This window comes from Microbulbifer maximicatervae (SeqCode), from assembly GCF_052468095.1.
The window spans coordinates 4414973-4439894 of record NZ_CP174332.1 but is presented as its reverse complement, the minus strand read 5'-3'; the positions used below and the strand labels follow the sequence as shown (position 1 = coordinate 4439894).

Genomic DNA, 24922 nt, shown 5'->3' with positions numbered 1-24922 from the left:
TGATCCCAGGATCGGACGATACACACAGACGATAGGCCCTCACTGTTAGAGGTGGGGGCATTTTATTTTTGGAGTGATTTTTAATGGCAACGATCAACCAGTTGGTTCGTAAGCCGAGAAAACGCAAAGTTGAAAAAAGCGACGTTCCTGCTCTGCAGGCTAGCCCGCAGCGTCGCGGAGTTTGCACTCGTGTGTACACCACTACACCGAAGAAGCCGAACTCTGCACTGCGTAAGGTTTGCCGTGTGCGTCTGACCAGCGGTTACGAAGTAACTTCGTACATCGGTGGTGAAGGCCACAACCTGCAAGAGCACAGCGTGGTACTGATTCGCGGCGGTCGTGTAAAAGACCTGCCGGGTGTGCGCTACCACACTGTACGCGGTGCACTTGACTGTGCCGGCGTAAACGATCGCAAGCAGGGCCGTTCTAAGTACGGCGCCAAGCGTCCTAAAGGTTAATCACCTTTAACGATTTGCGTTTCGGTTTCCAACCGGAGTAAGGCTGAGCTCGCCGGATTGTAATGTTTTACGGCGGCGTCTCAGAATAACCCTGAAGAGAGGCAATACCCATGCCGAGAAGACGAGTAGTCGCCAAGCGCGAAGTGCTACCGGACCCCAAGTTCGGGAACGTCACCCTGGCCAAGTTCATGAACCACGTCATGATCAGCGGCAAGAAGTCAGTTGCAGAGCGTATCGTATACGGTGCACTTGAAACTATTTCTGAAAAATTGAACAAAGATCCGATCGAAGTATTCGAGGAGTCTTTGGAAAATATCGCGCCTATGGTGGAAGTAAAGTCCCGCCGTGTTGGTGGTGCGACGTATCAGGTGCCTGTAGAAGTGCGCCCCTCGCGTCGTACGGCTCTGGCAATGCGTTGGTTGGTGGAGTTCTCCCGTAAGCGCGGTGAGAAATCTATGGCTCAGCGTCTGGCCAACGAAATGATCGATGCAGCCCAAAACAAGGGTGGCGCGGTCAAGAAGCGTGAAGATGTACACCGCATGGCAGAAGCCAACAAGGCATTCTCTCACTACCGCTTCTAAGTCTGATGAATACCAACATCGGAAATTAATACCGAAAGGCAGCACGGAAAATTCCAGGCTGCCTTTTGCCGTTATATCGAGGATACAACTGTGGCACGTAAAACGCCCATCGCACGTTACCGTAACATCGGTATCTGTGCCCACGTAGACGCCGGTAAAACCACTACCACCGAGCGCGTACTTTTCTACACTGGTCTATCCCACAAAATTGGTGAAGTACACGAAGGTGCTGCCACCATGGACTGGATGGAGCAGGAGCAGGAGCGTGGTATCACCATTACTTCTGCTGCAACTACCTGTTTCTGGTCTGGCATGCAGCAGCAGTTCGACCAGCACCGCGTAAACATCATCGATACCCCAGGACACGTTGACTTCACTATTGAAGTTGAGCGCTCCCTGCGCGTACTCGACGGTGCTGTTGTTGTACTGTGTGGCTCCTCTGGTGTTCAGCCTCAGACTGAAACTGTATGGCGCCAGGCGAACAAATACGAAGTACCGCGCATGGTATTCGTAAACAAAATGGACCGCGCCGGTGCGAACTACCGCAACGTTGTGAGCCAGCTGAAAGACCGCTTGAACGCGAATGCTGTACCTCTGCAGATGACCATCGGCTCTGAGGACGAGTTCAAGGGTGTTGTTGACCTGGTGAAGATGAAGGCCATTCTGTGGAATGAAGCCGACCAGGGCATGACTTTCGACTACGCTGACATCCCCGCTGAGCTGCAGGACGAGTGCGACGAAATGCGCGAGTACCTGGTAGAAGCGGCCGCTGAAGCCAGCGAAGAGTTGATGGAAAAATACCTGGAAGAAGGTGAGCTGTCCGAAGAAGAAATCAAGGCAGCTATCCGTCAGCGTACCCTGGCCAACGAAATTGTACCGGTTCTGGGCGGTTCTGCGTTCAAGAACAAGGGTGTACAGGCTGTACTGGACGCAGTTATCGAATACCTGCCGGCGCCGACTGAAGTTAAGGCGATCGAAGGTACTCTGGAAGATGGCGAAACTGTTGAGAGCCGCGAAGCTGACGACAATGCGCCGTTCGCTGCACTGGCGTTCAAAATTGCTACCGACCCCTTCGTTGGTACCCTGACTTTCTTCCGTGTTTACTCCGGTAAGCTGGAGAGCGGTACTGCGGTATACAACTCCGTAAAAATGAAGAAAGAGCGTGTCGGTCGTATGGTGCAGATGCACTCCAACGATCGTCAGGAAATTAAAGAAGTACTGGCTGGTGACATCGCTGCTGCGATTGGTCTGAAAGACGTAACCACTGGTGACACCCTGTGTGCCGAAGACAACAAGATTGTTCTGGAGCGTATGGAGTTCCCCGAGCCGGTAATTTCTGTTGCGGTTGAGCCCAAGTCCAAGCCGGACCAGGAAAAAATGGGTATTGCCCTCGGCAAGCTGGCCCAGGAAGATCCGTCCTTCCGCGTGAAGACTGACGAGGAAACCGGTCAGACCATTATCTCCGGTATGGGTGAATTGCACCTGGATATCATCGTTGACCGCATGAAGCGTGAGTTCAACGTTGAAGCGAACATCGGTAAGCCTCAGGTTGCCTACCGTGAAACTATCCGCAACACCTCTGAGATCGAAGGCAAGTTCGTTCGTCAGTCCGGTGGTCGCGGTCAGTACGGTCACGTATGGGTGAAGTTTGAGCCCGCCGAAGACGAGTCTCAGGAAGGTCTGGAATTCGTTAACGAAATCGTGGGCGGTGCAGTACCGAAGGAATACATTCCTGCGGTACAGAAAGGTATCGAAGAGCAGATGAAGAACGGTGTTCTGGCTGGCTACCCGCTGCTGGGCCTGAAGGCGACTCTGTACGACGGTTCCTTCCACGATGTGGACTCCAATGAAATGGCGTTTAAGATTGCCGGTTCTATGGCGACCAAGAAGCTGTCCAGTCAGGGCGGTGCGGTGCTGCTCGAGCCGATGATGAAGGTGGAAGTGGTAACTCCGGAAGAGAACATGGGTGATGTGGTTGGTGACCTCAACCGTCGCCGTGGCCTCATTCAGGGTATGGAAGACAACCCCTCCGGTAAGGTTGTCAATGCGGAAGTACCTCTGGCAGAAATGTTCGGTTACGCAACCGACCTGCGTTCTGCTACTCAGGGCCGTGCTACCTACACCATGGAATTCCTGAAGTACGCCGAAGCGCCGAAAAATGTTGCCGATGAGATCATCGCCAAGACTAAGGCCTAATTAACTTCTGCTTAAAGGGGGCCGGGCCAACAGCTGGGGCCCCTTTGGCAAACTTTTAGCTAGAGGACATCTAAAGATGGCAAAAGAAAAGTTTGAACGTTCCAAGCCCCACGTGAACGTGGGCACCATCGGTCACGTTGACCACGGTAAAACCACCCTGACTGCTGCTCTGACCCGCGTATGTGCGGAAGTTTGGGGTGGTGACGCTGTTGCTTTTGACGGTATCGACAATGCACCGGAAGAGCGTGAGCGCGGTATCACCATCGCTACTTCTCACGTTGAGTACGAGTCCCCGACTCGCCACTACGCTCACGTAGATTGCCCGGGACACGCCGACTACGTTAAGAACATGATCACCGGTGCTGCTCAGATGGACGGCGCTATCCTGGTATGTTCCGCAGCTGACGGCCCCATGCCGCAGACTCGTGAGCACATCCTGCTTTCCCGTCAGGTAGGTGTACCTTACATCGTGGTATTCCTGAACAAAGCGGACATGGTAGACGACGAAGAGCTGCTCGAGCTGGTAGAAATGGAAGTTCGCGAACTTCTGGACCAGTACGAGTTCCCAGGTGACGACACTCCGATCATCGTTGGTTCCGCTCTGATGGCCCTGAACGGCGAAGACGACAACGAAATGGGTACTACCGCTGTTAAGAAGCTGGTAGAGACTCTGGATGAGTACATCCCTGAGCCAGAGCGCGCTGTAGATCAGCCGTTCCTGATGCCGATCGAAGACGTATTCTCTATCTCTGGCCGTGGTACTGTTGTAACTGGTCGTGTAGAGCGCGGTGTGATCAACACTGGCGACGAGATCGAAATCGTTGGTATCAAAGAAACCACCACTACTACCTGTACTGGTGTTGAAATGTTCCGCAAGCTGCTCGACGAAGGTCGTGCTGGTGAGAACATCGGCGCACTGCTGCGCGGCACCAAGCGTGACGAAGTAGAGCGTGGTCAGGTACTGGCTAAGCCGGGCTCCATCACTCCGCACACCAAGTTCGAAGCGGAAGTGTATGTACTGTCCAAGGACGAAGGTGGTCGTCACACCCCGTTCTTCAAAGGCTACCGTCCTCAGTTCTACTTCCGTACTACCGACGTAACTGGTGCGGTAGAGCTGCCGGAAGGCACTGAAATGGTAATGCCGGGCGACAACATTCAAATGGTTGTTACCCTGATCGCTCCGATCGCCATGGAAGACGGCCTACGCTTCGCTATCCGCGAAGGTGGTCGTACCGTAGGTGCGGGAGTTGTTGCCAAGATCATCGAGTAATAGTTACTCCTGATCTAAATAAAAAGCCGCAGCGGGCGCGCTGCGGCTTTTTTTGTGCCCGATAATTGCCTACTTGCACCAGCTGGTGTTGTTTGGTGCTGCGAGCATCACCCCTCTCTGTTAGGGGCTCAATATTGAATCCTTTCAGGCATATCTGCGGCCGCTAATATTTGCTTTTAATCTAGCGAGCTTATGGCCAATCCCGGCTTAAATCACAGCTTCTGCTGCCCGCAAACAGTTTGGTGAATTGAGGGCCGCTCATCTCGACCAGCTCTTCGTGGTCACCGGCCTCAAAGTAAATGGTTTCACGGTGTCCAAGACTGGTGTCTAGCAGGGTGGTAATTCCGTAAGCCTGGCCTAGGGCGGGCAGGGCGCCCAGTTCACAGTCTGGGAATATGGCGCCGAGCTCGGTTTCCGAGACCATTTGCAGTGAATTTCGCCCTGTCTCATTGTGAAGAGAGCGCATGTCGAGGCTGCTGCTGGCTGGGATCACAGCCATTACGTAACCCTCTATATCCTGAAGCAAAATCGCTTTTGCCACCTGATCCTCTCGCACATGGGCGGCGCGGGCGCTTTCCCGGCTGGTGCGAGTGTGTGGGTGCTGAATCAGGTGGTAATCGACCGATTGGTCATTTAAATATTGACTCAGTGTTGCGGCGATAGTCATTGTGGATACCTCGTTCCGCTTGGGGTATTCAATTGTAGTTTCAACAGGTTGAAATTTGATCAGCCTGTACAGTTGACAGCCTGCTGCGCTCCCCGTAGAATTCGCGCTCCTTTTCGCCCGCCCTCGGGGCTGCGTAAGAGGACGTTCTTTAGTTAATAATTGGAGTTTGATTCCATGCAGGGTCAACGTATCCGTATTCGCCTGAAGGCCTTCGATCACAAGCTGATCGACGCGTCCACTCAGGAGATCGTAGAGACGGCTAAGCGCACTGGCGCACAAGTTCGCGGTCCTATCCCGCTGCCGACTCGCAAAGAGAAGTACACCGTACTGATTTCCCCGCACGTTAATAAAGACGCTCGCGATCAGTATGAGATCCGTACTCACAAGCGTTTGCTGGACATCGTTGAGCCTACCGAGAAAACCGTCGACGCGCTGATGAAGCTCGATCTGGCGGCCGGTGTTGAGGTCCAAATTAGTCTCGGCTAACACTTTTACTAACTACCGAATCCCGGGCGAAAACGGTCCGGGTAGTGTAACGCTCTGAAATTGGGCGGCCGCAGTGGGTAAAAGCCCCGTGCACTGAGAGGTTAAAAAAGATGACTATAGGTATTGTCGGCCGCAAGAGCGGCATGACTCGCATCTTCACTGAAGATGGCGTATCCATTCCGGTAACCGTTGTTGAGGTTGCTCCGAATCGCGTCACCCAAGTGAAAACTCAGGAAACTGACGGTTACAGCGCTGTTCAAGTAGCAGTAGGCAGCCGCAAAGCTTCCCGTGTCTCCAAGCCCGCAGCGGGCCACTTCGCCAAAGCCAATGTAGAGGCTGGCACAAATCTTTTCGAACTGCGCACTGACGGTTCCGAAGAGACTTTCGAAATCGGTTCTGAAATTACTGTTTCCAGCTTCGAAGCTGGCCAGATGATCGACGTAACCGGCACTTCCAAAGGTAAAGGTTTCCAGGGCGGCGTTAAGCGTTGGAATTTCCGCACCCAGGACGCAACCCACGGTAACTCCCTGTCTCACCGCGCACCCGGTTCTATCGGTCAATGTCAGACTCCTGGCCGCGTATGGAAAGGCAAGAAGATGGCCGGACATATGGGTGCTGAGCGCGTAACCGTGCAAAACCTGGAAGTGGTTCGTGTCGATGCCGAACGCAACCTGCTGTTGGTTAAAGGCGCTGTACCCGGTGCACCCGGTGGCAACGTTATCGTTCGTCCGGCAGTTAAAGCCTAAGTCTGAGGGGAAATAGATATGGAACTGAATATCGCTACTCCCGAAGGCGCTAAAGGCACAGTAGCTGTCTCTGAAGTGACTTTCGGACGTGAGTTCAACCAAGATCTGGTACACCAGGCAGTTGTGGCCTACATGGCCGGCGCTCGCCAGGGTACCAAGGCGCAGAAAAATCGTTCCGATGTTTCTGGTGGTGGTAAGAAGCCATGGCGCCAAAAAGGTACTGGCCGCGCACGTGCCGGTACTATCCGCAGCCCGCTGTGGCGTTCCGGTGGCGTAACTTTCGCCGCTGATCCACGCGATCATAGCGTTAAGCTGAACAAAAAAATGTACCGCGCTGCACTGCGTTGCATTCTGTCTGAGCTGGCTCGTCAGGAGCGCCTGGTAGTGGTTGAGTCCTTTGATGTGGACGCACCCAAGACCAAGCAGCTGGTAAGCAAACTGGCTCAGTTTGACCTGTCCGATGCGCTGATCGTGACTGAAGAGGTTAGCGAAAACCTCTACCTGGCCGCACGCAACTTGCACAAGATCGACGTCCGCGATGTACAGGCGATCGATCCAGTAAGCCTGATTCGCTTTGATAAGGTCGTGGTTACCGTTTCTGCGCTCAAGAAAATTGAAGAGGTGCTGGGATGAACCAAGAGCGACTCTACAAAGTACTGCTGGGCCCGGTAATTTCCGAAAAAGCTGCTGGACTGGCGGATAGCGCCAATCAGGTAGTTTTCAAGGTTACCACCGACGCCGAAAAAGCTGAGATCAAGGCTGCGGTTGAGAAGCTGTTTAACGTTTCCGTTGAGCAGGTTCGCACCGTGAACGTAAAGGGCAAAACCAAGCGCACTCGCAATGGCATGGGCCAGCGCAGCGATTGGAAAAAAGCCTACGTTCGCCTGGCTGAGGGCAGCGACATCAATTTTGAAGCTGCTGAGTAAAGGGGACCGTTACAATGGCAATTGTAAAAACAAAACCGACCTCCGCCGGCCGTCGTCACCTGGTTAAGGTTGTTAACACCGACCTGCACAAGGGTGCTCCTTACGCTCCTCTGTTGGAGAGCAAGAGCAAAAGTGGTGGCCGTAACAACAATGGTCGTATCACTACCCGTCACATCGGTGGTGGCCACAAGCAGCACTACCGTGTAATCGACTTCAAGCGCAACAAAGACGGTATTCCGGCTAAAGTTGAGCGTCTGGAGTACGATCCCAACCGCAGCGCACACATCGCTCTGGTGTGTTACGCCGACGGTGAGCGTCGTTACATTATCGCACCGAAAGGCCTGAAAGCAGGTGCCACCATTCAGTCCGGCGATGCCGCACCGATTGTTGTGGGTAACACTCTGCCTCTGCGCAACGTTCCGGTAGGTTCTGTAATCCACGCGATCGAGCTGAAGCCAGGCAAAGGCGCTCAGCTGGCCCGTTCTGCTGGTGCCTCTGTGCAGCTGGTAGCTCGTGAAGGTCAGTATGCGACCATTCGTCTGCGTTCCGGCGAAATGCGCAAGGTTCTCGCTGAGTGCCGCGCAACCCTGGGTGAAGTGAGCAACTCCGAGCACAGCCTGCGCAAGCTGGGTAAAGCTGGTGCTGCACGCTGGCGTGGTGTTCGTCCTACCGTTCGCGGTGTGGCGATGAACCCGGTAGATCACCCGCACGGTGGTGGTGAAGGCCGTACCTCTGGTGGTCGTCATCCGGTTACTCCGTGGGGCGTTCCGACCAAGGGTAAGAAAACGCGCAAGAACAAGCGCACCGATAAGATGATAGTACGTCGTCGCGGCAAGTAAGCCGCGCGATGTCTGAGCAGCTAGAGAGGAATCGACAGTGCCACGCTCATTAAAGAAAGGTCCCTTTATTGATCTGCATTTGATCAAGAAGGTGGAGGCAGCGATTGCAGCAAACGATCGTCGGCCGATTAAAACCTGGTCCCGCCGTTCCATGATTATGCCGGAAATGGTTGGACTGACGATTGCCGTGCACAACGGTCGTCAACACGTGCCCGTTTTGGTTAACGAAGAAATGGTTGGCCATAAACTGGGCGAGTTCGCTGCTACCCGCACTTACCGCGGTCATGCTGCGGACAAGAAAGCGAAGAAGCGCTAAGCCGAGGTTATAAAGATGGAAGTAGCAGCAAAATTACGCGGCGCACGTCTATCGGCGCAAAAGGCGCGACTGGTAGCTGATCAGGTTCGCGGCAAAGGCGTTGAAGAGGCCCTGGATATACTGGCTTTCAGTACTAAAAAGGGTGCGGCGATCATTAAGAAAGTACTGGAGTCGGCCATTGCCAACGCTGAGCACAACGAAGGTGCTGACGTTGACGAGCTGAAGGTTTCCACAATTTTTGTGGACGAAGGTATGACCATGAAGCGCATTAAGCCGCGTGCTAAAGGTCGTGCTGATCGCATTCTTAAGCGTACTTGTCACATCACTGTGAAAGTGGCCGAGAAATAAGAGAGCAGGCGAGAAAACCATGGGACAAAAAGTACATCCTACCGGCATTCGTCTGGGTATCGTTAAAAAGCATACCTCTGTTTGGTATGCCGGCAGCGACGAGTACGCAGACAAGCTGTACACGGATCTGAAAGTTCGCGAATACATTCGCAAAAAACTGGCCCACGCTTCTGTGAGCCGTATCGAGATCGAACGTCCGGCAAACACTGCACGTGTGAAGATTCACACTGCACGTCCGGGCATCGTGATCGGTAAAAAAGGTGAAGACGTAGAACGTCTGCGCAAAGAAGTAAGTGCGCAGATGGGCGTACCTGTGCACATCGACATCGAAGAAGTGCGCAAGCCTGATATGGACGCGGCTCTGGTTGGCCAGAACGTTGCCCAGCAGCTGGAACGCCGTGTTATGTTCCGTCGCGCTATGAAGCGTGCCGTACAGAACGCTATGCGTCAGGGTGCCGAAGGTATCAAGATTCAAGTAAGTGGCCGTCTTGGCGGTGCAGAAATCGCGCGTACCGAATGGTATCGCGAAGGCCGTGTGCCCCTGCACACCCTGCGCGCCAACATTGACTACGCCAATGTTGAAGCGAAGACTACTTACGGCATCATCGGTATCAAGGTGTGGATCTTTAAAGGCGAGGTAATCGGTGACGAAGTGCCCGATGAGAAGCCGGTAAAGAGCCGCAAAAAAGCTGCTAAATAAGGGGTACGCAAATGCTGCAACCAAAGCGTACAAAATTCCGCAAGGTACAGAAGGGTCGCAACCGCGGTCTTGCTCAGCGCGGCTCTAAAGTGAGCTTTGGCGAGTTTGGCCTTAAGGCTACCGGTCGTGGTCGCATTACTGCGCGCCAGATCGAAGCGGCTCGTCGCGCAATGACTCGTCACATTAAACGTGGCGGTAAAATCTGGATTCGTGTGTTTCCAGACAAGCCAATTACCAATAAGCCCCTCGAAGTTCGAATGGGTAAAGGTAAAGGTGGCGTTGAATACTGGGTAGCTCAGATCCAGCCGGGCAAGGTCCTCTATGAGATGGAGGGTGTGTCCGAGGAGCTGGCTCGTGAGGCTTTCGCACTAGCTGCGGCCAAGCTGCCTGTAAAAACAACTTTCGTTAAGCGTTCGGTGATGTAATGAAGACTGCAGATCTACGCGAAAAGTCAGTTGAAGAGCTGAACCAGGAACTGCTGAACCAGCTCGAAGCTCAATTTAAGCTTCGTATGCAAAAATCCACCGGTCAACTGGCTCAGACTCATCTGCTGAAGCAGACTCGTCGCGACATTGCTCGCATAAAGACTGTGTTGACCGAGAAGGCAGGTAATTAATCATGGCTGAAGCAAAACTGAAGCGTACTCTGACCGGCAAGGTTGTGAGTGACAAGATGGATAAAACCATCACCGTTTTGATCGAGCGCCGTGTTAAGCACCCGATCTACGGCAAAATTGTAAACAAGTCCACAAAGCTCAAGGCACATGATGAGAACAATGATTGCAGCATCGGTGATGTTGTAACCATCGAGGAATCTCGTCCTCTGTCCAAGAGTAAATCTTGGGCTTTGCAGAAAATTGTAGAGCGTGCGGCGAAGGTATAACCCCTAGCGCATTGACTGCCGAATTGAAAGGTTTCGGAGAGAGACAATGATTCAAGCGGAATCCTACTTAGAAGTAGCTGACAACAGTGGGGCTCGCCGCGTCATGTGCATCAAGGTGCTGGGCGGCTCCCATCGTCGTTATGCCGGCGTGGGCGACATTATCAAGGTAACCGTTAAGGAAGCCATCCCCCGCGGTAAAGTGAAGAAAGGTCAGGTAATGAACGCCGTTGTGGTTCGCACCAAAAAAGGTGTGCGTCGCGCGGACGGTTCCCTGATTAAATTTGACGATAACGCAGCGGTGCTGCTGAACCAGCAACTGGCGCCGGTTGGCACCCGTATTTTTGGTCCGGTAACTCGCGAATTGCGCGGTGAGAAGTTCATGAAGATCATCTCCCTCGCTCCCGAAGTTATCTAGGCCTCGAGCGGAGAAGAGTTATGCGCAAGATCAAGCGTGACGACGAAGTGATCGTTATCGCCGGTCGTGACAAGGGCAAACGTGGTTCAGTACGTAAAGTACTGAACGACGGTCGTCTGATTGTCTCCGGCATACAGATGATCAAAAAGCACCAAAAGCCAAACCCACAGATGGGTATTGCAGGTGGCATCGTTGAGAAAGAAGCTGCTATCCAAGCTTCCAACGTAGCCATCTTCAACCCTAACACCCAGAAGGCTGACCGGGTGGGCTTTAAAGTACTGGAAGACGGCACTAAGATTCGCGTCTTCAAATCCAGCGGCGAAGCCATCTAAGGCTCTTGACGCAAAAGCAGGTTGGTAGATCATGGCAAAGCTTAAAGAGCTCTACACTAAGGACCTCGTGGCCAAGCTAAAAGAAGAGCTTGGTCTCGAGAATGTGATGGCAGTGCCGCGCATCACCAAGATCACCATCAACATGGGTGTTGGTGAAGCGATTGGTGATAAGAAGGTGCTGGAGCACGCTGTCAACGATATGACAGCAATTACTGGTCAAAAGCCCATCGTTACTAAAGCGCGCAAGTCTATTGCGGGCTTTAAGATTCGTGACGGTTGGCCGATCGGCTGCAAGGTAACTCTGCGCGGTGAGCGCATGTATGAGTTCCTGGAGCGTTTGGTTGACATCGCGATTCCGCGTATCCGCGACTTCCGTGGCATTAGCCCGAAGCAGTTCGACGGCCGCGGTAACTTCTCTATGGGCGTGACTGAGCAAATCATCTTCCCGGAAATTGACTACGACAAAGTAGACAAGCTCCGCGGTCTGGATATTTGTATTACCACTACAGCTGCAAACGACGATCAAGGTCGTGCGCTGCTGAAAGCGTTCAACTTCCCTTTCAAGGGTTAAGAGGATTCCATGGCGAAGAAATCCATGATTGCGCGCGAAAACAAGCGCGCTCGAACCGCAGCTAAGTACGCCGAGAAGCGTCAAGAGCTGAAGGCGATCATCGCCAGTTCCACTGCTTCCGAAGAGGAGCAGTGGGAGGCTCAACTCAAGCTGCAGAAAATGCCGCGCGATGCAAGCCCGGTACGTCAGCAACGCCGCTGTCGTATTACTGGTCGCCCCCACGCTGTATACCGCAAGTTCGGCCTGTGCCGTAACAAGCTTCGTGAAGCTGCGATGCGTGGTGATGTTCCTGGCCTCGTGAAGTCCAGCTGGTAATTACCAGCTGGTTTAAGGCAGATTTGAGGAGTCTCATAAGATGAGTATGCAAGATCCGTTGGCAGATATGCTGACTCGCATCCGCAATGCCCTGGCGCGCGGAAAGGCGGAAGTCACCCTGCCATCATCCAAACTGAAAGTAGCAGTGGCCAAAGTCCTGAAAGACGAAGGTTACGTTACTGATTTAAACGTAAGCGAAGGCGCTAAGCCGGAACTGACCATTGCTCTGAAATACTTCCAGGGCAAGCCGGTTATTGCCGAGCTCAATCGCGTTTCCCGTCCGGGCCTGCGCGCTTACACTGGTAAAAAAGCTCTGCCTACCGTACGTGGTGGCCTGGGTGTCGCGATCGTTTCCACCTCTAATGGTGTGATGACTGACCGCGCTGCACGTCAGGCTGGTATCGGTGGCGAAGTGCTTTGCACCGTATTCTAAGCGGGGGTTGCAATGTCTCGAGTAGCAAATAGTCCGGTAGTTATCCCCGCAGGTGTAACCGTAGACCTGAAAGGTCAAAATATCGCTGTTAAAGGCGGTAGCGGTAACCTGGATATGGTTATTCACGGTGATGTAGAAGTGAGCGAGGCTGAAAGCCAGCTGACTTTTGCCGCGCGCAATAACTCCAAGCAGGCCAGAGCCTTGGCGGGTACCACCCGTGCTTTGGTCAATAACATGGTGATAGGCGTAAGCAAGGGCTTCGAGAAGAAGCTGCAGTTGCTGGGTGTTGGTTATCGTGCGAAAGCAGCCGGTAAAGCGGTTAACCTGACCCTGGGCTTCTCCCATCCGATCGATTATCAGTTGCCGGAAGGCGTGACTGCGGAAACTCCATCCCAGACTGAAATCGTACTGAAGAGCAGCAATAAACAGCTGCTGGGCCAAGTGGCCGCTGAGATCCGCTCGTTCCGTCCGCCGGAGCCCTACAAAGGTAAGGGTGTCCGTTATGCCGACGAGCGCGTGTATCGCAAAGAGGCCAAGAAGAAGTAAGTAGGGCATAGATATGAACGTTAAGAAAGCATCTCGCTTGCGTCGTGCACGTCGTGCCCGCGCCAAGATCCGTGAGCTGGGCGCCGTTCGCCTCACCGTGAACCGCACCCCGCGCCACATTTACGCACAGATCCTGTCTGCCGAAGGCAGCGCGGTATTGGCTTCCGCCTCTACCCTGGACAAGGACCTGCGCTCTGGTAAAACAGGCAACGCTGACGCTGCTGCCGCAGTTGGCAAACTGATCGCTGAGCGCGCGAAAGCCGCTGGCGTTGAACAAGTTGCCTTCGATCGTAGCGGCTTCAGATACCATGGCCGTGTTAAGGCTCTGGCTGACGCTGCCCGCGAAGCCGGTCTGAAATTCTAAGGGTTGAGTTATGGCTAGAGAGAAAGACAAAAGCAACGACGAAGGCCTGCAGGAGAAGCTGGTCCAGGTCAACCGCGTTGCCAAGACTGTTAAAGGTGGTCGTATCTTCGCCTTTACCGCACTGACCGTAGTTGGTGATGGCAATGGCCGTGTTGGCTTTGGTCGTGGCAAGGCACGTGAAGTGCCTGTAGCGATTCAAAAGGCGATGGAATCTGCACGCCGCAACATGATCCAGGTAGACCTGAATGGTGACACCATCCAGTACGCTACCAATGGTCGCCACGGCGGTTCCAAGATTTACATGCAGCCCGCTTCCCAGGGTACCGGTGTAATTGCCGGCGGTGCTATGCGCTCCGTTCTGGAAATGGCTGGTGTACACAACGTATTGGCTAAGTGTTACGGCTCCACCAACCCGGTGAACGTAGTACGTGCAACTTTCAAAGCTCTGGAGCAAATGCAGAGCCCGGAAGATGTAGCTGCCAAGCGCGGTAAATCTGTCGAAGAGATTCTGGGCTAATTACAGCTCGGATTTAAGGTTATTGGTGGGTTAAGACCATGGCTAAGAAGACCATAAAAGTGACCCAGACCAAAAGCATCAACGGACGCCTGAAAAGTCATCAGGCGTGCGTTGCGGGTCTGGGCCTGCGCCGCATCGGCCACACAGTGGAAGTGGAGGATACTCCCTCCGTGCGCGGTATGATCAACAAAGTAAACTACCTGGTTAAGGTTGAGGGGGAATAACATGCGTTTGAACGACTTATCTCCAGCACCAGGCCACAAGCACAGCGCCAAGCGCGTTGGTCGCGGTATTGGTAGCGGAATTGGTAAGACCGGTGGCCGCGGCCACAAAGGTCAGAAAGCGCGTTCCGGCGGCAGTGTTCGTCCGGGCTTCGAAGGCGGTCAGATGCCTTTGCAGAAGCGTCTTCCTAAGTACGGTTTCACCGCTCGTGTTTCTCGCTTTACCGCAGAAGTACGTCTGGCTGAGCTGGCGAAGGTAGAAAATGACGTAATCGATTTGGCAGCGCTTAAGAATGCCGATATTATCGGCAGCCATATTAAACGCGCCAAAGTGTTCCTCTCAGGTGAGCTGACCAAAGCTGTTACCGTTAAGGGTCTGGGAGTTACCAAAGGTGCAAAGGCAGCGATTGAAGCTGCTGGCGGTAAAATAGAAGACTAATCGAGGCGCCAATGGCACGACCAGGATCCGGTGGAAATCCCCTGGGCAACAGCAAGGGATTGGGCGAGCTTTGGGCTCGCCTTCGTTTTCTGTTTCTAGCGATTCTTGTTTATCGACTGGGGACACATATTCCGGTGCCCGGCATTGATCCGGAAAAGCTGTCAAACCTGTTTAACCAGAACCAGGGAACCATCCTTGGCCTGTTTAACATGTTTTCAGGCGGCGCCCTGGAAAGGATGAGTATTCTGGCGCTGGGCATCATGCCCTACATCTCCGCGTCCATCATCATGCAGTTGATGAGCGCGGTGACTCCCTCTCTGGAAGCGTTGAAGAAGGAAGGGGAGGCCGGAAGACGTAAGATCAACCAGTACACCCGTTATCTGACGGTAATACTGGCCCTGATTCAGGGCATCGGTATGACTTTCGGCCTGGCAGGGCAGAACCTGGCTTACTCATCTGAGCCCGCGTTTGGTTTTTACTTTGTGGCGGTAACGTCACTGGTGACTGGTGCTGTATTTATGATGTGGCTCGGTGAGCAGATCACTGAGCGCGGTGTTGGCAACGGCATTTCCATGCTGATTTTTGCCGGTATCGTCGCCGGTTTACCCGGTGCCATCGGCCAGGCATTTGAACAGGCGAGACAGGGTGAGCTGCACATACTCATGCTGTTGATGATTGGCGTCATCGCTCTTGCTGTAGTGTTCTTTGTGGTTGTTATGGAACGCGGCCAGCGTCGCATTACGATCAACCACGCCAGGCGCCAAGCGGGACGTTACTCTGCAGCTCCAGCTGCACAGGCGAGCCACTTGCCGCTGAAGGTAAACATGGCCGGTGTAATTCCGGTAATCTTTGCCAGCAGTATCCTGTTGTTCCCGGCCACACTGGCACAGTGGTTTGGTCAGGGCGGGGAAGGTCTCGGTGCAGAGATCCTGCAGTGGATGGCGTTGCAGCTTGGACCAGGGCAACCGCTGAACATTATTCTGTTCGCACTGTTGATTGGTTTCTTCTGTTTCTTCTACACGGCGTTGATGTTCAACCCGAATGAAGTTGCGGATAACCTGAAAAAGTCCGGTGCTTATGTGCCAGGTATTCGCCCTGGAGAGCAGACGGCCCGCTATATCGATAGCGTGCTGACTCGCCTCACTCTGGTGGGTGCTGTATACATCGCACTGGTATCCCTGCTGCCGCAGTTCCTGGTGGTTGGGTTTAACGTTCCCTTCTATCTGGGGGGTACCTCACTGCTGATCGTTGTAGTCGTAGTGATGGACTTTATGGCACAGGTACAATCGCATCTGCTGTCGCACCAGTACGAGGGTTTGATGAAAAAATCTAACCTGCAAAGCTACGGTCGTCGCTAGGGCGTCGCCTGCTCGCAGTTTGATTGAATTGAGGTAAGGTCATGAAAGTACGCGCTTCTGTAAAAAAGATCTGCCGTAACTGCAAAATCGTGCGTCGCAAGGGTGTTCTGCGGGTAATCTGCAGCGCTGAGCCACGTCACAAGCAGCGTCAAGGCTAAGAAGGGGCCAGCCCCTTGCGGAGAGCGCCCTCAGGGCGCCTCTGTAAAAGCTGGAAAAATTCGCCACTCGATACAGCCCCGTATCGAATGGCAACACCCCGGGAAGTTTTTTGGGGTGGGAAGTTAGCAACAGCAAACTTCCAACTGGGGGCGTTGACTGTCGTCTTCATCCGCTTCGGGGGACCGATGCGGACGTTGGCTATTGCAAATTAGTGTCTGAAAAGCTATTCTTGCGCGCCTTTTTGGTGGCGCCGCCGGTTTTTTAGTCGCTGTCAGCGCCGAAATCAAAGTAGAGTCACATACTTAATATAAAGCAGTGACTCCAATACGTGGAGTACGCCTCTATGGCACGTATTGCTGGTGTCAATGTACCAGACCACAAGCACGCCGTAATCTCCCTGACCCACATTTATGGGGTTGGTCGCACTACGGCTAAGTCTATTTTGGCAGCGGTTGGTATCGCTGAATCCACCAAAATCCGCGAACTGTCTGAAGAGCAGATCGAAACCATCCGTGGTGAAGTTGCAAAACTGACCGTGGAAGGCGACCTGCGCCGTGAAATATCCATGAACATCAAGCGTTTGATGGACCTGGGTTGTTATCGCGGTCTGCGTCACCGTCGCAGCTTGCCGCTGCGTGGTCAGCGCACCAAGACCAATGCTCGCACCCGTAAGGGTCCGCGCAAGCCGATTCGCAAGTAAGCCTTAACTAAAAGGCGCGAAATCGCGGTTCAAGATGCCCCGTCCGGCTAATCGCCGAGGGGATTTGATACAGGATTTAGGATACTGGTATGGCTAAGCCAAAAACTACTGTTCGCAAAAAGGTCAAAAAGACCGTTGTCGACGGTATTGCCCACATCCACGCATCGTTCAACAACACGATCGTGACGATCACTGATCGCCAGGGTAATACCCTCAGCTGGGCCACCGCAGGTGGATCTGGCTTCCGTGGCTCGCGTAAGAGCACCCCGTTTGCAGCCCAGGTTGCCGCTGAGCGCGCAGGTACTGCAGCTCAGGAATACGGCCTGAAAAACCTCGACGTAGAAGTTAAGGGCCCTGGCCCCGGTCGCGAATCTGCCGTTCGTGCACTGAACAACTGCGGCTACAAGATCACCAACATCACCGACGTGACGCCTATCCCGCATAACGGATGTCGTCCACCTAAAAAGCGTCGCGTGTAAGAGGGGGCTGACAAAATGGCACGTTATATTGGACCAAAATGTAAACTGTCCCGTCGTGAAGGGACTGACCTGCAGCTGAAGAGTGGTGTTCGTCCGCACGACTCCAAGTGTCGCGCAGAATCCAAACCCGGTCAGCACGGCGCTGGTCGCGGTCGTCTGTCCGACTACGGTATTCAGCTGCGTGAAAAGCAAAAAGTTCGTCGTATCTACGGCGTACTGGAAAAGCAGTTCCGTAACTACTATAAGGAAGCAGCACGTCTGAAGGGCGCTACAGGTGAAAACCTGCTGCAACTTCTCGAGCAGCGTCTGGACAACGTGGTTTACCGCATGGGCTTCGGCTCAACTCGCTCTGAAGCGCGTCAGCTGGTTTCCCACAAAGCGATTCTTGTAAACGGCACTACCGTTAACATCCCTTCTTTCCAGGTTAAAGAAGGCGACGTTATCGCTGTACGTGAGAAAGCCAAGAAGCAGCTGCGTATCCAGAATTCCGTTTCCCTCGCTGCCCAGCGTGGCGATGTCGAGTGGGTAGACGTAAACGCGAGCAAACTGGAAGGCACTTTCAAGCGCACTCCGGATCGTGTCGATCTGCCGGCAGAGATCAACGAAAACCTTATCGTGGAACTGTACTCCAAGTAACAATAAGTCCACTTTAAGGAATGCAACTGTAAACAGGTATGGCTATGCAGACTGCTGTCAACGAGTTTTTGACACCGCGTCGTATTGACGTCACCGAGTACAATCCGAATCACGCCAAAGTGATTTTGGAGCCCCTGGAGCGTGGCTTTGGCCACACTCTTGGCAATGCGCTGCGTCGCATCCTGCTGTCCTCCATGCCGGGCTGCGCCGTCACCGAGGTGGAAATCGAAGGTGTCGAGCACGAGTACAGCGCGATCGAAGGTGTGCAGGAAGATGTAATTGAAATCCTGCTCAACCTGAAAGAAATCGCCGTTGTTATGCACGGTAAGGATCAGGCGGTATTGAGCCTGAGCAAAAAGGGCCCAGGTGCGGTGACTGCTGGAGATATCCAGGTAGATCACGACATCGAGATCGTTAATCCTGAGCACGTGATCGCCAATATTACTGGTGATGTCGAGCTCAACCTGCGTCTCACTGTAGCGCGCGGCCGTGGCTACCAGCCCGCCGATGCTCGTCGTGGCGAGGAAGAGGAAAGCCGTGCAATTGGCCGTCTGCAGCTGGATGCTTCATACAGCCCAGTGCGTCGCGTTTCCTACAGCGTGGAAAGCGCGCGTGTAGAACAGCGCACTGACCTGGATAAGCTGGTTCTGGATCTGGAGACCAACGGTACCCTGGACCCGGAAGAGGCTATTCGTCGCGCCGCCACTATTCTGCAGCAACAGCTCGCAGTATTTGTGGACCTGGAAGGCGAGAAGGATGCACAGCCGAAGGCTGAAGAGCCTGAAGTTGATCCGGTACTACTGCGCCCGGTAGACGACCTGGAGTTGACTGTACGTTCGGCGAACTGTCTGAAGGCAGAGAATATTTACTACATCGGTGATCTGATTCAGCGCACTGAAGTAGAACTGCTGAAGACGCCGAATCTTGGTAAGAAGTCTCTGACTGAAATCAAGGACGTACTGGCTTCCCGTGGTTTGTCCCTGGGTATGCGCCTGGAAAACTGGCCGCCGGCCAGCCTGAAAGGCGACAGCAAGTTAAGCCCCCTGTAAGCATTTGGTAGTCGCGACGGTGTCGTGATTAGTAGAAAGAACCCGAGCGGTGCTACAGCTTAGCGCGACACCGCTCCAGAACGACCTGCTGTGACAGCAACTTAGGTCGTAAGGAATTGAGTCATGCGTCATCGCTATAGTGGCCGTAAATTCAGCCGCACGAGCGCTCACCGCAAGGCCATGTTCAAGAACATGAGCGCCTCTCTGGTGGAGCACGAACTGATCAAAACCACACTGGCCAAAGCCAAAGAACTGCGCCGCGTTGCCGAGCCGCTGATCACTCTGGCTAAGAAAGACAGTGTTGCTAACCGCCGTCTGGCTTTCGCTCGTATCCGTGATAAGGATGCTGTGCGTAAGCTGTTCGACGAGCTGGGTCCTCGTTACGAAGCCCGTCCTGGTGGTTACATCCGTATCATGAAGTGTGGTTTCCGCGCTGGTGATAAGGCGCCGATGGCATACGTTGAGCTGGTAGACCGTCCTCAAGTAGAAGACGAGGCTGCTGAAGCTTAAGCGTTATTAGCCATAGCGCTACGGAAGGCCGGTCTTTGACCGGCCTTTTTTTTGCCATAAGGAGATTTTTGTATGTCTTTTGAGCAACTGTTAAAGAGTTTGAATCCCGAGATTGTGGGCAGCTTAAAGCGGGCCATTGAACTTGGAAAATGGCCTAATGGTGTTGCGCTATCCCCTGAGCAACGCAGCCTCTGCGCAGAAGCGGTTTCCAATTGGGAGTCCGCAAACCTTCCGCGGGAGCAACAGGTAGGCTATGTGGCGCCGAAGACCAAGGATGAGCCCTGTGTAGGAAAAAAAGACGATGAGCAAGCTGTTAACTGGGTTGGCTAGCTAATCAGTCTGTAAGATATTGGCACTTTATTCATTGGTGAGGGCGTTATTTTCTTTCATGCTCTCCCAATTCTCTGCTTAGATAGTTACCGACAGACAAATACATAATTTCTAATTTGCTCGGTAACTAATTATGAAAAAGCTGATTTTGCTTGCCGGAGCAGTAACGCTCGCCGTTGTAGGGGTTGATCACTACGATATTGATGTGCGCTCAAGTGTGGCCAAGGTGCGCCAGATGATAGAGCCGCTAAAAGATGATAGTGAATTAGTAAAGAATATTTCTGACAGCATACCCTGGTCCCAGCTGGAACATGCGGAGGTCGAAGAGTTATTAAATCATCCTCGGGTTCAGGCTTATCTGGACCGTGAGAATGTTAAGCAGGCGCTCAAGGACTACTTTGCAGACCTGGGCAATCTCTCTGGTGAAGAGGCCTGGGATGCAATTGAAAAAATAGAGCGGGAATCGCGTATTACAGGCTATGAAGCGCTTTCAATGAAGTTGGCTTGGCTGGAAAAAAATAGCCTTAACCAGGCAGAGTTCACCCAAAGAGCTGAAGAGCTATTTAATATTTATCGGGATAAAGCGCAAACGGTGATCAGGGATTACGACCCTCATGTCGAGGTTCCGGGCTTTTCCACCTATAAGGATCTTGAGCGCTCGATCGTTGAGGAAGTTCAGCAGATGACGTCCTTTCCCGATGGTATGAGTAGACATGAATACTTACGTAAACGCCTTCAGGACGCCCGTGAGGCGGTATATGGCAGTTAGGCTTTCTATCATTCAGCGCTGCCAGCTAGTTACCGGCAGCGCTGGGGGCATTTTAATTACATAAACAAGCCGATCAGATCATAGAACCAGTTACTATTGTCCTCATAATCTGAAACCTCATCGGTTTCGTATGCCCGAATCATTCCTCCACCGTTATGATTGACGATGTTGTCGAGGAAATCTTTTAATTCAAGCCCGTGCTCGGCAATCTCACCATAGTTTAAATCGATAATGGTTGTGCAGTGGCTCTCGTTCAAGTTGCGGAACATCGGGAAGTAATAGCCCCAGTTACTAGTTTGATCCAGCAGTGGAATCAAATTTTCATGGGTATCTTTCTGCCAGCGCTGTCGCAATTTATTTAAACGGGAGTCTGCATCGGGATCATTATAAATATCCTCATAAAATCTCTCGTAGGAGTACGATGAAAAATTCCCGTCAGCAAGAAAGTGCGTAATACCCAATCGATCTGAGGGGAATTTATTGGAAAGCGCAGCATAAAGTGAGGCTAGCTGATTGGCTTCGAATCCCGGTGTTATGGCTTTTAACATAGTGATGGGATTTTCCGAGCTTTCATCGCTATCGGCGGTATAGGTAGTCCAAGAGCGCAGCACTTCTTTATGTAGCGGTAATGAGGGATATTGGGTGCTGTCACTCCCGTCTAAAGGTGCCTGATAGAGAGGGCCTGAATCATCGAGGAGATAGCCATAATCGACATTCATATCCTCGCGCAATTTTGAATAATTAAACAGGGCACCAATACTGCCTGCACTACAACCCGCAGCGAGCATCTGCTTCGGTTTTTGCAAATTATTTTTCACCCAGGAAGTAACTGCCTGAACGTTGCGTAATCCATTGTGGTGCCAGATAAGGTCGGGGTTCTCGCCAGTAGTGTCCTCGTATATTTCAGTTTTATCGCCTACGTAGATATCCCCTGTGCAATACGGTACATAAACCATATTCCACTCGCCAGTTTTATACTGGTCGTAGGGGTGATGTGTATAAATCAAAGGGGATACGCCAGCGGTAGTAAGATTTTCGAAATTTGTAAAATCTAACAAGTGCACATTGCTTAGGTAATCATCGGGAATGCCATTGGGGTTGCGAGCCCCGCGAATACCAGCTTGTCCTGAGCAGCTTTCATAGTCCCAGCATGCCCCACCACCCTCGAAATAGAAAATGGTGTTACTGGTATCTGGAACACGGTGAACAAAGAACTTATAGGGTGATCCATTCCCACACATGGCACCTGTATTGGTAGGTACATCAATTTTTTGCCAGGTGTTGTAGTCGCCAGGATCAAAATCATCATTAAAACTGGGATCATCCATAGTTAGTGGATACATCCCTTCAGCTTGCTGTGAGGTGACTGGCGCATCGGCATTGGGTGGATCAAACAAATGCTTTAGGGTAGTCCAGAAGTTGTAATCACCCGGTTCTGCATTTGCATGCGCTGTGATAAGTAGAGAACTCGCTAAGAGTATTGAAATAAAACCACGGAGAATTTTTATCATTATTAATCCCCTTAAGGTATTGTGTGTTTTCTCTTTGGAGTGTGCTTTGTTGATCCTGCAATAATTGTTTGGAGGTTATTTGCTCCCTATAGATAATCAACTTGCACGCTAGTCCAAATCGCTGTTTGGGTAAAACCCAATGAGGTTAGTTAATAATGATGTTTTGGTCTAGAAAGATATGAGGGGAAACTTGTCGGTCACAGAGTTTCTGTTATATTTCTTCTGTTTTTGCTCAAAAATATTCCATTTAAACTTTTATTAAAATTATTTTGTATATTTTGGCGTAATTTTTATTTTATACTTTATGGTGTTATTTTTGAGCGCTAAATAGTTCTGTATCTGATAATTTTTATGCTTGTATTAAAGGGATAGTGCCTCCCTGTGTTTAAGATTCAGGCTCTGTTGGAGTTTTTTAATTAGGTCTTGTTTCTTTTTGAAAATTTCGCGCGATTCTTCAATGCTTATTTCTTGAAATGTGATTTTGTTTTTTGGGGCTAGCTGGCCCAGGCGATGAAGTTCCGATTTTATAATATGGCCTATTCGGGGGTACCCGCCAATAGTCTGTCCCTCAATAAAGGAAATAATAGGATTGGCATCGGGTGGTACTTGAATGCTGCCGGGATAGAGTCCTGCTGATGATAGTTGTGTCTTTCCGTTTGTAATTTTATGAATTGTAGAATTGTTTTTAGTGGATAGACGAATGCCCATACGATTGCTTTGGGTAGAAACCAGATAGGTTGAGCCGTAAAAGTGTTCAATAAATTTCTTGGAAAATAAGTTGCTCTCTGGTCCAGCCACTAGCCGTAGCTTTGAATTATGTGAGTAGTGAAGGTGAAATCTTTTATTTAGTACAGATTCTTTTGCGGTGTGGACTTCTTTAAAGTGGATGACTTCGTTAGATGTGATCGGTTTGCCACTATTTGCGCCAAATTTACTAATAATGTGAGTTGCAGAGCTACCTAAGATATTGGGTGCGTCTATCTTGGCAGAAATCGCAAGGTAGATTCTTGCACCGGAAATAGCTTGAGCTATATCCAAAATATCACCAGGCTTAACCCTATAGGTTCGGAAATTATCAATTGACTCGTTATTTAAGGAGCCTCTGAATTGGCCTCCGGCTATAGCGATAGTGAGATTGCAGAGGAATTCGATTCTAGGGCCGAGCAGGGTGATCTCAAAGGTTGGGTGCCCTAACGGGTTTCCTAATAACAGGTTGGCTATTTTCATCGATAGTGGGTCGGCAGCACCTCCCCATGGAATTCCACAGTGCATCATGCCTGGACGACCCAGGTCCTGAATACTTGTCTGTAGCCCTGCTCGAAGAAAGTGAATACCCATAGACCCTCCTTTTTAGGGTGAACTACCTTTAGTACTCTGCGAGAGTATATGAAATTGCTGAGAATCTATTGCATAAAATTCAATTTCATCTAAAGGTGCAGCGATAAATGGGGAGGGTTCCGCAGGTTGAAAAAGACTAAGGGGTGTCTGGCCAATAATTTGCCATCCCCCCGGTGTAGCTTGTGGGTAGATGCCTGTTTGTTCTCCACCTATCCCGACAGCGCCTGCGGGAATTCTGGTTCGGGGAGTTTCTTTTCTGGGGCAATATAGCTTTGGGTCAAGTCCGCCAAGGTATAAGAAGCCTGGAGTAAAGCCCAACATATGCACTAAGTAACGTTGTGCGGTATGTCGTTTGATGATTTCCTGTGACGATAATTTGGTATGTTCTGATAATGCCTCAATGTCTGGAGAAAAGCCTTCTTCGTAGCATACGGGAATACGCACTATACGTGATCTACTGGTGAAGGGGGCAGGGTTGTTTAGAAAGTCCTCGGTAGTTTTAGTGAGTAATTGGTATAAGGTTTTGTGATCCCATAGGGAAGGATTGAAAATAACAGTTAAGCACTGGTATGCAGGGATGATATCAATGATACCTGGATGCACTTCATTTAATAGAGCCGTTCTTAAACCGATAATTGTCCGGCTAAGAGCTTTGCATGGTTTGCCGGAAAAGCGGATATCTACTGCACAATCTCCGTTAATGGTAATAGCTAGTGGTATATGGGGGGCAGGGTGTGTCACCGAGCTATACTCACGCCGTTTGCATTGAGATGTTGGTTAAGTTGTCTGGCGATAATGGGCGCTTGGGGATTATCGCCGTGGAGGCAGATGGTATCCACAGAGAATTGTAATTTTTCACCATGATAATCGTTAAATTCTAAGCCCTTTGCCAAGCAGATAGCCCGCTCTAAGCACTGTCCTGTCTCAGCAATAACAGCACCCGCCATTGAGCGTGGAGCTAGTTGGTTTTTGCTGAGGTATTGCCTGTCCATAAATCCTTCGCGAATAAATGTTTTATTTTGTTTGGCAGCAGCGAACTGCATGGCAGCGTTGGCTAACCCAATAATTTTCAGTGAAGGATATTCTTTGTCGAGTAGGGTAATAATACTTTTAGCGAGTTCTCTGTTTGACTCTGTATCATTGTAGAGAGCGCCGTGTAGTTTAATATGGTCTAAAGTTGCTCCTAGGCTACGCGCGATATTTTCTAGTTGGTTTACTTGTGCGCAAAGAGAGTCGAGTAATTTATTTTGAGGAATAACTAGAGATTTGCGGCCAAAATTTTCCCTGTCGGGGTAGCTGGGGTGCGCACCGATTTTTAAACTATTTTTTAGGGCGTTTTCGATTGATCTACCCATGATCTCGGGAGTGCCAGCGTGACCGCCGCAAGCTATATTGCAACGGGAAATAAACGGCATGATTTGGGCGTCCCTGTCACAGCTGCGTAAATCAGCACCTTCACCCAGATCGCAGTTGATATCAATGTTCACTGTGGCATCCTGCCTGTATATATTTTGA

The 24922-nt window shown here is 51.6% G+C and carries 39 protein-coding genes; 34 read left to right on the top strand and 5 right to left on the bottom strand.

What is annotated here, in order from left to right; all coding sequences use genetic code 11:
- The first annotated feature begins 83 nt into the window (after window positions 1–83).
- From rpsL to tuf, 4 genes are all read left to right on the top strand, one after another.
- Window positions 84–458: a 30S ribosomal protein S12 gene (rpsL, locus tag ACJJIL_RS19760; protein WP_108731651.1), complete on the top strand. Its 375-nt coding sequence runs from the start codon at window positions 84–86 to the stop codon at window positions 456–458.
- A 110-nt stretch (window positions 459–568) separates the two neighbouring features.
- Window positions 569–1039, top strand: coding sequence for a 30S ribosomal protein S7 (gene rpsG / locus ACJJIL_RS19755; RefSeq protein ID WP_152451131.1), 471 nt, complete (start codon window positions 569–571; stop codon window positions 1037–1039).
- A 90-nt stretch (window positions 1040–1129) separates the two neighbouring features.
- The gene (gene fusA, locus ACJJIL_RS19750) at window positions 1130–3235 is read left to right on the top strand and encodes an elongation factor G (protein WP_444892717.1); all 2106 of its coding nucleotides are present in this window, start codon (window positions 1130–1132) and stop codon (window positions 3233–3235) included.
- Window positions 3236–3311: 76 nt separating this feature from the next.
- A complete protein-coding gene (gene tuf, locus ACJJIL_RS19745) occupies window positions 3312–4505 on the top strand; it encodes an elongation factor Tu (RefSeq protein WP_108731642.1) in 1194 nt (397 codons plus the stop codon).
- A 190-nt stretch (window positions 4506–4695) separates the two neighbouring features.
- Here the strand turns inward: tuf and ACJJIL_RS19740 are convergent, their stop codons facing one another.
- Window positions 4696–5172, bottom strand: a complete 477-nt coding sequence (locus tag ACJJIL_RS19740; protein ID WP_282934399.1) for an aminoacyl-tRNA deacylase — start codon at window positions 5170–5172, stop codon at window positions 4696–4698.
- A 174-nt stretch (window positions 5173–5346) separates the two neighbouring features.
- Here ACJJIL_RS19740 and rpsJ point away from each other — a divergent pair, with 174 nt between their 5' ends.
- The 30 genes from rpsJ to ACJJIL_RS19590 all read left to right on the top strand — a co-directional run bounded on the left by rpsJ (window position 5347) and on the right by ACJJIL_RS19590 (window position 20558).
- Window positions 5347–5658, top strand: a complete 312-nt coding sequence (gene rpsJ / locus ACJJIL_RS19735) for a 30S ribosomal protein S10 (protein ID WP_010133849.1) — start codon at window positions 5347–5349, stop codon at window positions 5656–5658.
- 110 nt (window positions 5659–5768) lie between these two features.
- Window positions 5769–6404, top strand: coding sequence for a 50S ribosomal protein L3 (gene rplC, locus ACJJIL_RS19730; RefSeq protein ID WP_108731654.1), 636 nt, complete (start codon window positions 5769–5771; stop codon window positions 6402–6404).
- A gap of 18 nt (window positions 6405–6422) precedes the next feature.
- On the top strand, window positions 6423–7037 hold the full coding sequence (rplD, locus tag ACJJIL_RS19725) for a 50S ribosomal protein L4 (protein WP_020411385.1): 615 nt from the start codon (window positions 6423–6425) through the stop codon (window positions 7035–7037).
- On the top strand, window positions 7034–7330 hold the full coding sequence (rplW, locus tag ACJJIL_RS19720; RefSeq protein WP_282934398.1) for a 50S ribosomal protein L23: 297 nt from the start codon (window positions 7034–7036) through the stop codon (window positions 7328–7330). The genes rplD and rplW overlap by 4 nt, the downstream gene beginning before the upstream one ends.
- A 14-nt stretch (window positions 7331–7344) precedes the next feature.
- Window positions 7345–8169, top strand: coding sequence for a 50S ribosomal protein L2 (rplB, locus tag ACJJIL_RS19715; protein WP_108731657.1), 825 nt, complete (start codon window positions 7345–7347; stop codon window positions 8167–8169).
- Window positions 8170–8206: 37 nt separating this feature from the next.
- Window positions 8207–8485 carry a 30S ribosomal protein S19 gene (gene rpsS, locus ACJJIL_RS19710; protein ID WP_069946924.1) on the top strand — a complete coding sequence of 93 codons (279 nt, stop codon included), beginning with the start codon at window positions 8207–8209 and terminating at the stop codon, window positions 8483–8485.
- A 15-nt stretch (window positions 8486–8500) separates the two neighbouring features.
- Window positions 8501–8833, top strand: coding sequence for a 50S ribosomal protein L22 (gene rplV / locus ACJJIL_RS19705; RefSeq protein ID WP_282934397.1), 333 nt, complete (start codon window positions 8501–8503; stop codon window positions 8831–8833).
- Between the two features lie 19 nt (window positions 8834–8852).
- On the top strand, window positions 8853–9533 hold the full coding sequence (gene rpsC / locus ACJJIL_RS19700) for a 30S ribosomal protein S3 (protein WP_282934396.1): 681 nt from the start codon (window positions 8853–8855) through the stop codon (window positions 9531–9533).
- Between the two features lie 11 nt (window positions 9534–9544).
- A complete protein-coding gene (rplP, locus tag ACJJIL_RS19695; protein ID WP_282934395.1) occupies window positions 9545–9958 on the top strand; it encodes a 50S ribosomal protein L16 in 414 nt (137 codons plus the stop codon).
- Window positions 9958–10149 (top strand): 50S ribosomal protein L29, encoded by a 192-nt coding sequence (rpmC, locus tag ACJJIL_RS19690; RefSeq protein ID WP_020411392.1) that lies wholly within the window; start codon window positions 9958–9960, stop codon window positions 10147–10149. Before rplP ends, rpmC begins: the two co-directional genes overlap by 1 nt.
- Before the next feature lie 2 nt (window positions 10150–10151).
- Window positions 10152–10415 (top strand): 30S ribosomal protein S17, encoded by a 264-nt coding sequence (gene rpsQ, locus ACJJIL_RS19685; protein WP_108731660.1) that lies wholly within the window; start codon window positions 10152–10154, stop codon window positions 10413–10415.
- A 46-nt stretch (window positions 10416–10461) separates the two neighbouring features.
- Window positions 10462–10830, top strand: a complete 369-nt coding sequence (gene rplN / locus ACJJIL_RS19680) for a 50S ribosomal protein L14 (RefSeq protein WP_067151032.1) — start codon at window positions 10462–10464, stop codon at window positions 10828–10830.
- A 20-nt stretch (window positions 10831–10850) separates the two neighbouring features.
- Complete coding sequence (rplX, locus tag ACJJIL_RS19675; RefSeq protein WP_108731661.1) at window positions 10851–11162, top strand: 50S ribosomal protein L24; 312 nt, start codon at window positions 10851–10853, stop codon at window positions 11160–11162.
- A gap of 31 nt (window positions 11163–11193) precedes the next feature.
- Window positions 11194–11733, top strand: coding sequence for a 50S ribosomal protein L5 (gene rplE, locus ACJJIL_RS19670; RefSeq protein ID WP_020411396.1), 540 nt, complete (start codon window positions 11194–11196; stop codon window positions 11731–11733).
- Between the two features lie 9 nt (window positions 11734–11742).
- Window positions 11743–12048, top strand: a complete 306-nt coding sequence (gene rpsN / locus ACJJIL_RS19665) for a 30S ribosomal protein S14 (protein ID WP_020411397.1) — start codon at window positions 11743–11745, stop codon at window positions 12046–12048.
- A 40-nt stretch (window positions 12049–12088) separates the two neighbouring features.
- Window positions 12089–12481, top strand: coding sequence for a 30S ribosomal protein S8 (gene rpsH / locus ACJJIL_RS19660; RefSeq protein WP_282934394.1), 393 nt, complete (start codon window positions 12089–12091; stop codon window positions 12479–12481).
- A 12-nt stretch (window positions 12482–12493) separates the two neighbouring features.
- Window positions 12494–13027 (top strand): 50S ribosomal protein L6, encoded by a 534-nt coding sequence (gene rplF, locus ACJJIL_RS19655; RefSeq protein WP_282934393.1) that lies wholly within the window; start codon window positions 12494–12496, stop codon window positions 13025–13027.
- Between the two features lie 13 nt (window positions 13028–13040).
- Window positions 13041–13391: a 50S ribosomal protein L18 gene (rplR, locus tag ACJJIL_RS19650; RefSeq protein WP_282934392.1), complete on the top strand. Its 351-nt coding sequence runs from the start codon at window positions 13041–13043 to the stop codon at window positions 13389–13391.
- Between the two features lie 10 nt (window positions 13392–13401).
- The gene (gene rpsE, locus ACJJIL_RS19645) at window positions 13402–13908 is read left to right on the top strand and encodes a 30S ribosomal protein S5 (protein ID WP_282934391.1); all 507 of its coding nucleotides are present in this window, start codon (window positions 13402–13404) and stop codon (window positions 13906–13908) included.
- Window positions 13909–13946: 38 nt separating this feature from the next.
- Window positions 13947–14132, top strand: a complete 186-nt coding sequence (rpmD, locus tag ACJJIL_RS19640; RefSeq protein ID WP_020411402.1) for a 50S ribosomal protein L30 — start codon at window positions 13947–13949, stop codon at window positions 14130–14132.
- Between the two features lies 1 nt (window position 14133).
- Window positions 14134–14568 carry a 50S ribosomal protein L15 gene (gene rplO / locus ACJJIL_RS19635; RefSeq protein ID WP_282934390.1) on the top strand — a complete coding sequence of 145 codons (435 nt, stop codon included), beginning with the start codon at window positions 14134–14136 and terminating at the stop codon, window positions 14566–14568.
- A gap of 11 nt (window positions 14569–14579) precedes the next feature.
- Window positions 14580–15926: a preprotein translocase subunit SecY gene (secY, locus tag ACJJIL_RS19630; protein WP_282934389.1), complete on the top strand. Its 1347-nt coding sequence runs from the start codon at window positions 14580–14582 to the stop codon at window positions 15924–15926.
- A 41-nt stretch (window positions 15927–15967) separates the two neighbouring features.
- Window positions 15968–16084, top strand: a complete 117-nt coding sequence (gene rpmJ, locus ACJJIL_RS19625) for a 50S ribosomal protein L36 (RefSeq protein ID WP_010133825.1) — start codon at window positions 15968–15970, stop codon at window positions 16082–16084.
- Between the two features lie 344 nt (window positions 16085–16428).
- A complete protein-coding gene (gene rpsM, locus ACJJIL_RS19620) occupies window positions 16429–16785 on the top strand; it encodes a 30S ribosomal protein S13 (RefSeq protein ID WP_282934388.1) in 357 nt (118 codons plus the stop codon).
- Window positions 16786–16874: 89 nt separating this feature from the next.
- Window positions 16875–17264, top strand: coding sequence for a 30S ribosomal protein S11 (gene rpsK, locus ACJJIL_RS19615; RefSeq protein WP_020411406.1), 390 nt, complete (start codon window positions 16875–16877; stop codon window positions 17262–17264).
- 15 nt (window positions 17265–17279) lie between these two features.
- Window positions 17280–17900 carry a 30S ribosomal protein S4 gene (gene rpsD / locus ACJJIL_RS19610; protein WP_108731669.1) on the top strand — a complete coding sequence of 207 codons (621 nt, stop codon included), beginning with the start codon at window positions 17280–17282 and terminating at the stop codon, window positions 17898–17900.
- 44 nt (window positions 17901–17944) lie between these two features.
- Window positions 17945–18949, top strand: a complete 1005-nt coding sequence (locus tag ACJJIL_RS19605; RefSeq protein ID WP_282934387.1) for a DNA-directed RNA polymerase subunit alpha — start codon at window positions 17945–17947, stop codon at window positions 18947–18949.
- Between the two features lie 123 nt (window positions 18950–19072).
- Window positions 19073–19459, top strand: a complete 387-nt coding sequence (rplQ, locus tag ACJJIL_RS19600) for a 50S ribosomal protein L17 (RefSeq protein ID WP_108731671.1) — start codon at window positions 19073–19075, stop codon at window positions 19457–19459.
- 72 nt (window positions 19460–19531) lie between these two features.
- Entirely contained in the window at window positions 19532–19789 is a 258-nt protein-coding gene (locus ACJJIL_RS19595; protein ID WP_413664284.1) for a YeaC family protein, read from the top strand.
- 133 nt (window positions 19790–19922) lie between these two features.
- Window positions 19923–20558: a hypothetical protein gene (locus tag ACJJIL_RS19590; protein ID WP_282934385.1), complete on the top strand. Its 636-nt coding sequence runs from the start codon at window positions 19923–19925 to the stop codon at window positions 20556–20558.
- A gap of 56 nt (window positions 20559–20614) precedes the next feature.
- Here the strand turns inward: ACJJIL_RS19590 and ACJJIL_RS19585 are convergent, their stop codons facing one another.
- The 4 genes from ACJJIL_RS19585 to pxpA all read right to left on the bottom strand — a co-directional run bounded on the left by ACJJIL_RS19585 (window position 20615) and on the right by pxpA (window position 24894).
- Complete coding sequence (locus ACJJIL_RS19585; RefSeq protein WP_282934384.1) at window positions 20615–22069, bottom strand: pectin acetylesterase-family hydrolase; 1455 nt, start codon at window positions 22067–22069, stop codon at window positions 20615–20617.
- Window positions 22070–22429: 360 nt separating this feature from the next.
- The gene (locus ACJJIL_RS19580) at window positions 22430–23407 is read right to left on the bottom strand and encodes a 5-oxoprolinase subunit C family protein (protein WP_282934383.1); all 978 of its coding nucleotides are present in this window, start codon (window positions 23405–23407) and stop codon (window positions 22430–22432) included.
- A 12-nt stretch (window positions 23408–23419) separates the two neighbouring features.
- Window positions 23420–24148 carry a 5-oxoprolinase subunit PxpB gene (gene pxpB, locus ACJJIL_RS19575; protein WP_445360587.1) on the bottom strand — a complete coding sequence of 243 codons (729 nt, stop codon included), beginning with the start codon at window positions 24146–24148 and terminating at the stop codon, window positions 23420–23422.
- Window positions 24145–24894 carry a 5-oxoprolinase subunit PxpA gene (pxpA, locus tag ACJJIL_RS19570; RefSeq protein ID WP_445360586.1) on the bottom strand — a complete coding sequence of 250 codons (750 nt, stop codon included), beginning with the start codon at window positions 24892–24894 and terminating at the stop codon, window positions 24145–24147. The genes pxpB and pxpA overlap by 4 nt, the downstream gene beginning before the upstream one ends.
- Window positions 24895–24922 lie beyond the last annotated feature (28 nt).

Coding starts and splice junctions, on each gene's coding strand:
- rpsL (WP_108731651.1), top strand. CDS start 84: ATGGCAACGATCAACCAGTTGGTTCGTAAGCCGAGAAAACGCAAAGTT.
- rpsG (WP_152451131.1), top strand. CDS start 569: ATGCCGAGAAGACGAGTAGTCGCCAAGCGCGAAGTGCTACCGGACCCC.
- tuf (WP_108731642.1), top strand. CDS start 3,312: ATGGCAAAAGAAAAGTTTGAACGTTCCAAGCCCCACGTGAACGTGGGC.
- ACJJIL_RS19740 (WP_282934399.1), bottom strand. CDS start 5,172: ATGACTATCGCCGCAACACTGAGTCAATATTTAAATGACCAATCGGTC.
- rpsJ (WP_010133849.1), top strand. CDS start 5,347: ATGCAGGGTCAACGTATCCGTATTCGCCTGAAGGCCTTCGATCACAAG.
- rplC (WP_108731654.1), top strand. CDS start 5,769: ATGACTATAGGTATTGTCGGCCGCAAGAGCGGCATGACTCGCATCTTC.
- rplD (WP_020411385.1), top strand. CDS start 6,423: ATGGAACTGAATATCGCTACTCCCGAAGGCGCTAAAGGCACAGTAGCT.
- rplW (WP_282934398.1), top strand. CDS start 7,034: ATGAACCAAGAGCGACTCTACAAAGTACTGCTGGGCCCGGTAATTTCC.
- rplB (WP_108731657.1), top strand. CDS start 7,345: ATGGCAATTGTAAAAACAAAACCGACCTCCGCCGGCCGTCGTCACCTG.
- rplV (WP_282934397.1), top strand. CDS start 8,501: ATGGAAGTAGCAGCAAAATTACGCGGCGCACGTCTATCGGCGCAAAAG.
- rpsC (WP_282934396.1), top strand. CDS start 8,853: ATGGGACAAAAAGTACATCCTACCGGCATTCGTCTGGGTATCGTTAAA.
- rplP (WP_282934395.1), top strand. CDS start 9,545: ATGCTGCAACCAAAGCGTACAAAATTCCGCAAGGTACAGAAGGGTCGC.
- rpmC (WP_020411392.1), top strand. CDS start 9,958: ATGAAGACTGCAGATCTACGCGAAAAGTCAGTTGAAGAGCTGAACCAG.
- rpsQ (WP_108731660.1), top strand. CDS start 10,152: ATGGCTGAAGCAAAACTGAAGCGTACTCTGACCGGCAAGGTTGTGAGT.
- rplN (WP_067151032.1), top strand. CDS start 10,462: ATGATTCAAGCGGAATCCTACTTAGAAGTAGCTGACAACAGTGGGGCT.
- rplX (WP_108731661.1), top strand. CDS start 10,851: ATGCGCAAGATCAAGCGTGACGACGAAGTGATCGTTATCGCCGGTCGT.
- rplE (WP_020411396.1), top strand. CDS start 11,194: ATGGCAAAGCTTAAAGAGCTCTACACTAAGGACCTCGTGGCCAAGCTA.
- rpsN (WP_020411397.1), top strand. CDS start 11,743: ATGGCGAAGAAATCCATGATTGCGCGCGAAAACAAGCGCGCTCGAACC.
- rpsH (WP_282934394.1), top strand. CDS start 12,089: ATGAGTATGCAAGATCCGTTGGCAGATATGCTGACTCGCATCCGCAAT.
- rplF (WP_282934393.1), top strand. CDS start 12,494: ATGTCTCGAGTAGCAAATAGTCCGGTAGTTATCCCCGCAGGTGTAACC.
- rplR (WP_282934392.1), top strand. CDS start 13,041: ATGAACGTTAAGAAAGCATCTCGCTTGCGTCGTGCACGTCGTGCCCGC.
- rpsE (WP_282934391.1), top strand. CDS start 13,402: ATGGCTAGAGAGAAAGACAAAAGCAACGACGAAGGCCTGCAGGAGAAG.
- rpmD (WP_020411402.1), top strand. CDS start 13,947: ATGGCTAAGAAGACCATAAAAGTGACCCAGACCAAAAGCATCAACGGA.
- rplO (WP_282934390.1), top strand. CDS start 14,134: ATGCGTTTGAACGACTTATCTCCAGCACCAGGCCACAAGCACAGCGCC.
- secY (WP_282934389.1), top strand. CDS start 14,580: ATGGCACGACCAGGATCCGGTGGAAATCCCCTGGGCAACAGCAAGGGA.
- rpmJ (WP_010133825.1), top strand. CDS start 15,968: ATGAAAGTACGCGCTTCTGTAAAAAAGATCTGCCGTAACTGCAAAATC.
- rpsM (WP_282934388.1), top strand. CDS start 16,429: ATGGCACGTATTGCTGGTGTCAATGTACCAGACCACAAGCACGCCGTA.
- rpsK (WP_020411406.1), top strand. CDS start 16,875: ATGGCTAAGCCAAAAACTACTGTTCGCAAAAAGGTCAAAAAGACCGTT.
- rpsD (WP_108731669.1), top strand. CDS start 17,280: ATGGCACGTTATATTGGACCAAAATGTAAACTGTCCCGTCGTGAAGGG.
- ACJJIL_RS19605 (WP_282934387.1), top strand. CDS start 17,945: ATGCAGACTGCTGTCAACGAGTTTTTGACACCGCGTCGTATTGACGTC.
- rplQ (WP_108731671.1), top strand. CDS start 19,073: ATGCGTCATCGCTATAGTGGCCGTAAATTCAGCCGCACGAGCGCTCAC.
- ACJJIL_RS19595 (WP_413664284.1), top strand. CDS start 19,532: ATGTCTTTTGAGCAACTGTTAAAGAGTTTGAATCCCGAGATTGTGGGC.
- ACJJIL_RS19590 (WP_282934385.1), top strand. CDS start 19,923: ATGAAAAAGCTGATTTTGCTTGCCGGAGCAGTAACGCTCGCCGTTGTA.
- ACJJIL_RS19585 (WP_282934384.1), bottom strand. CDS start 22,069: ATGATAAAAATTCTCCGTGGTTTTATTTCAATACTCTTAGCGAGTTCT.
- ACJJIL_RS19580 (WP_282934383.1), bottom strand. CDS start 23,407: ATGGGTATTCACTTTCTTCGAGCAGGGCTACAGACAAGTATTCAGGAC.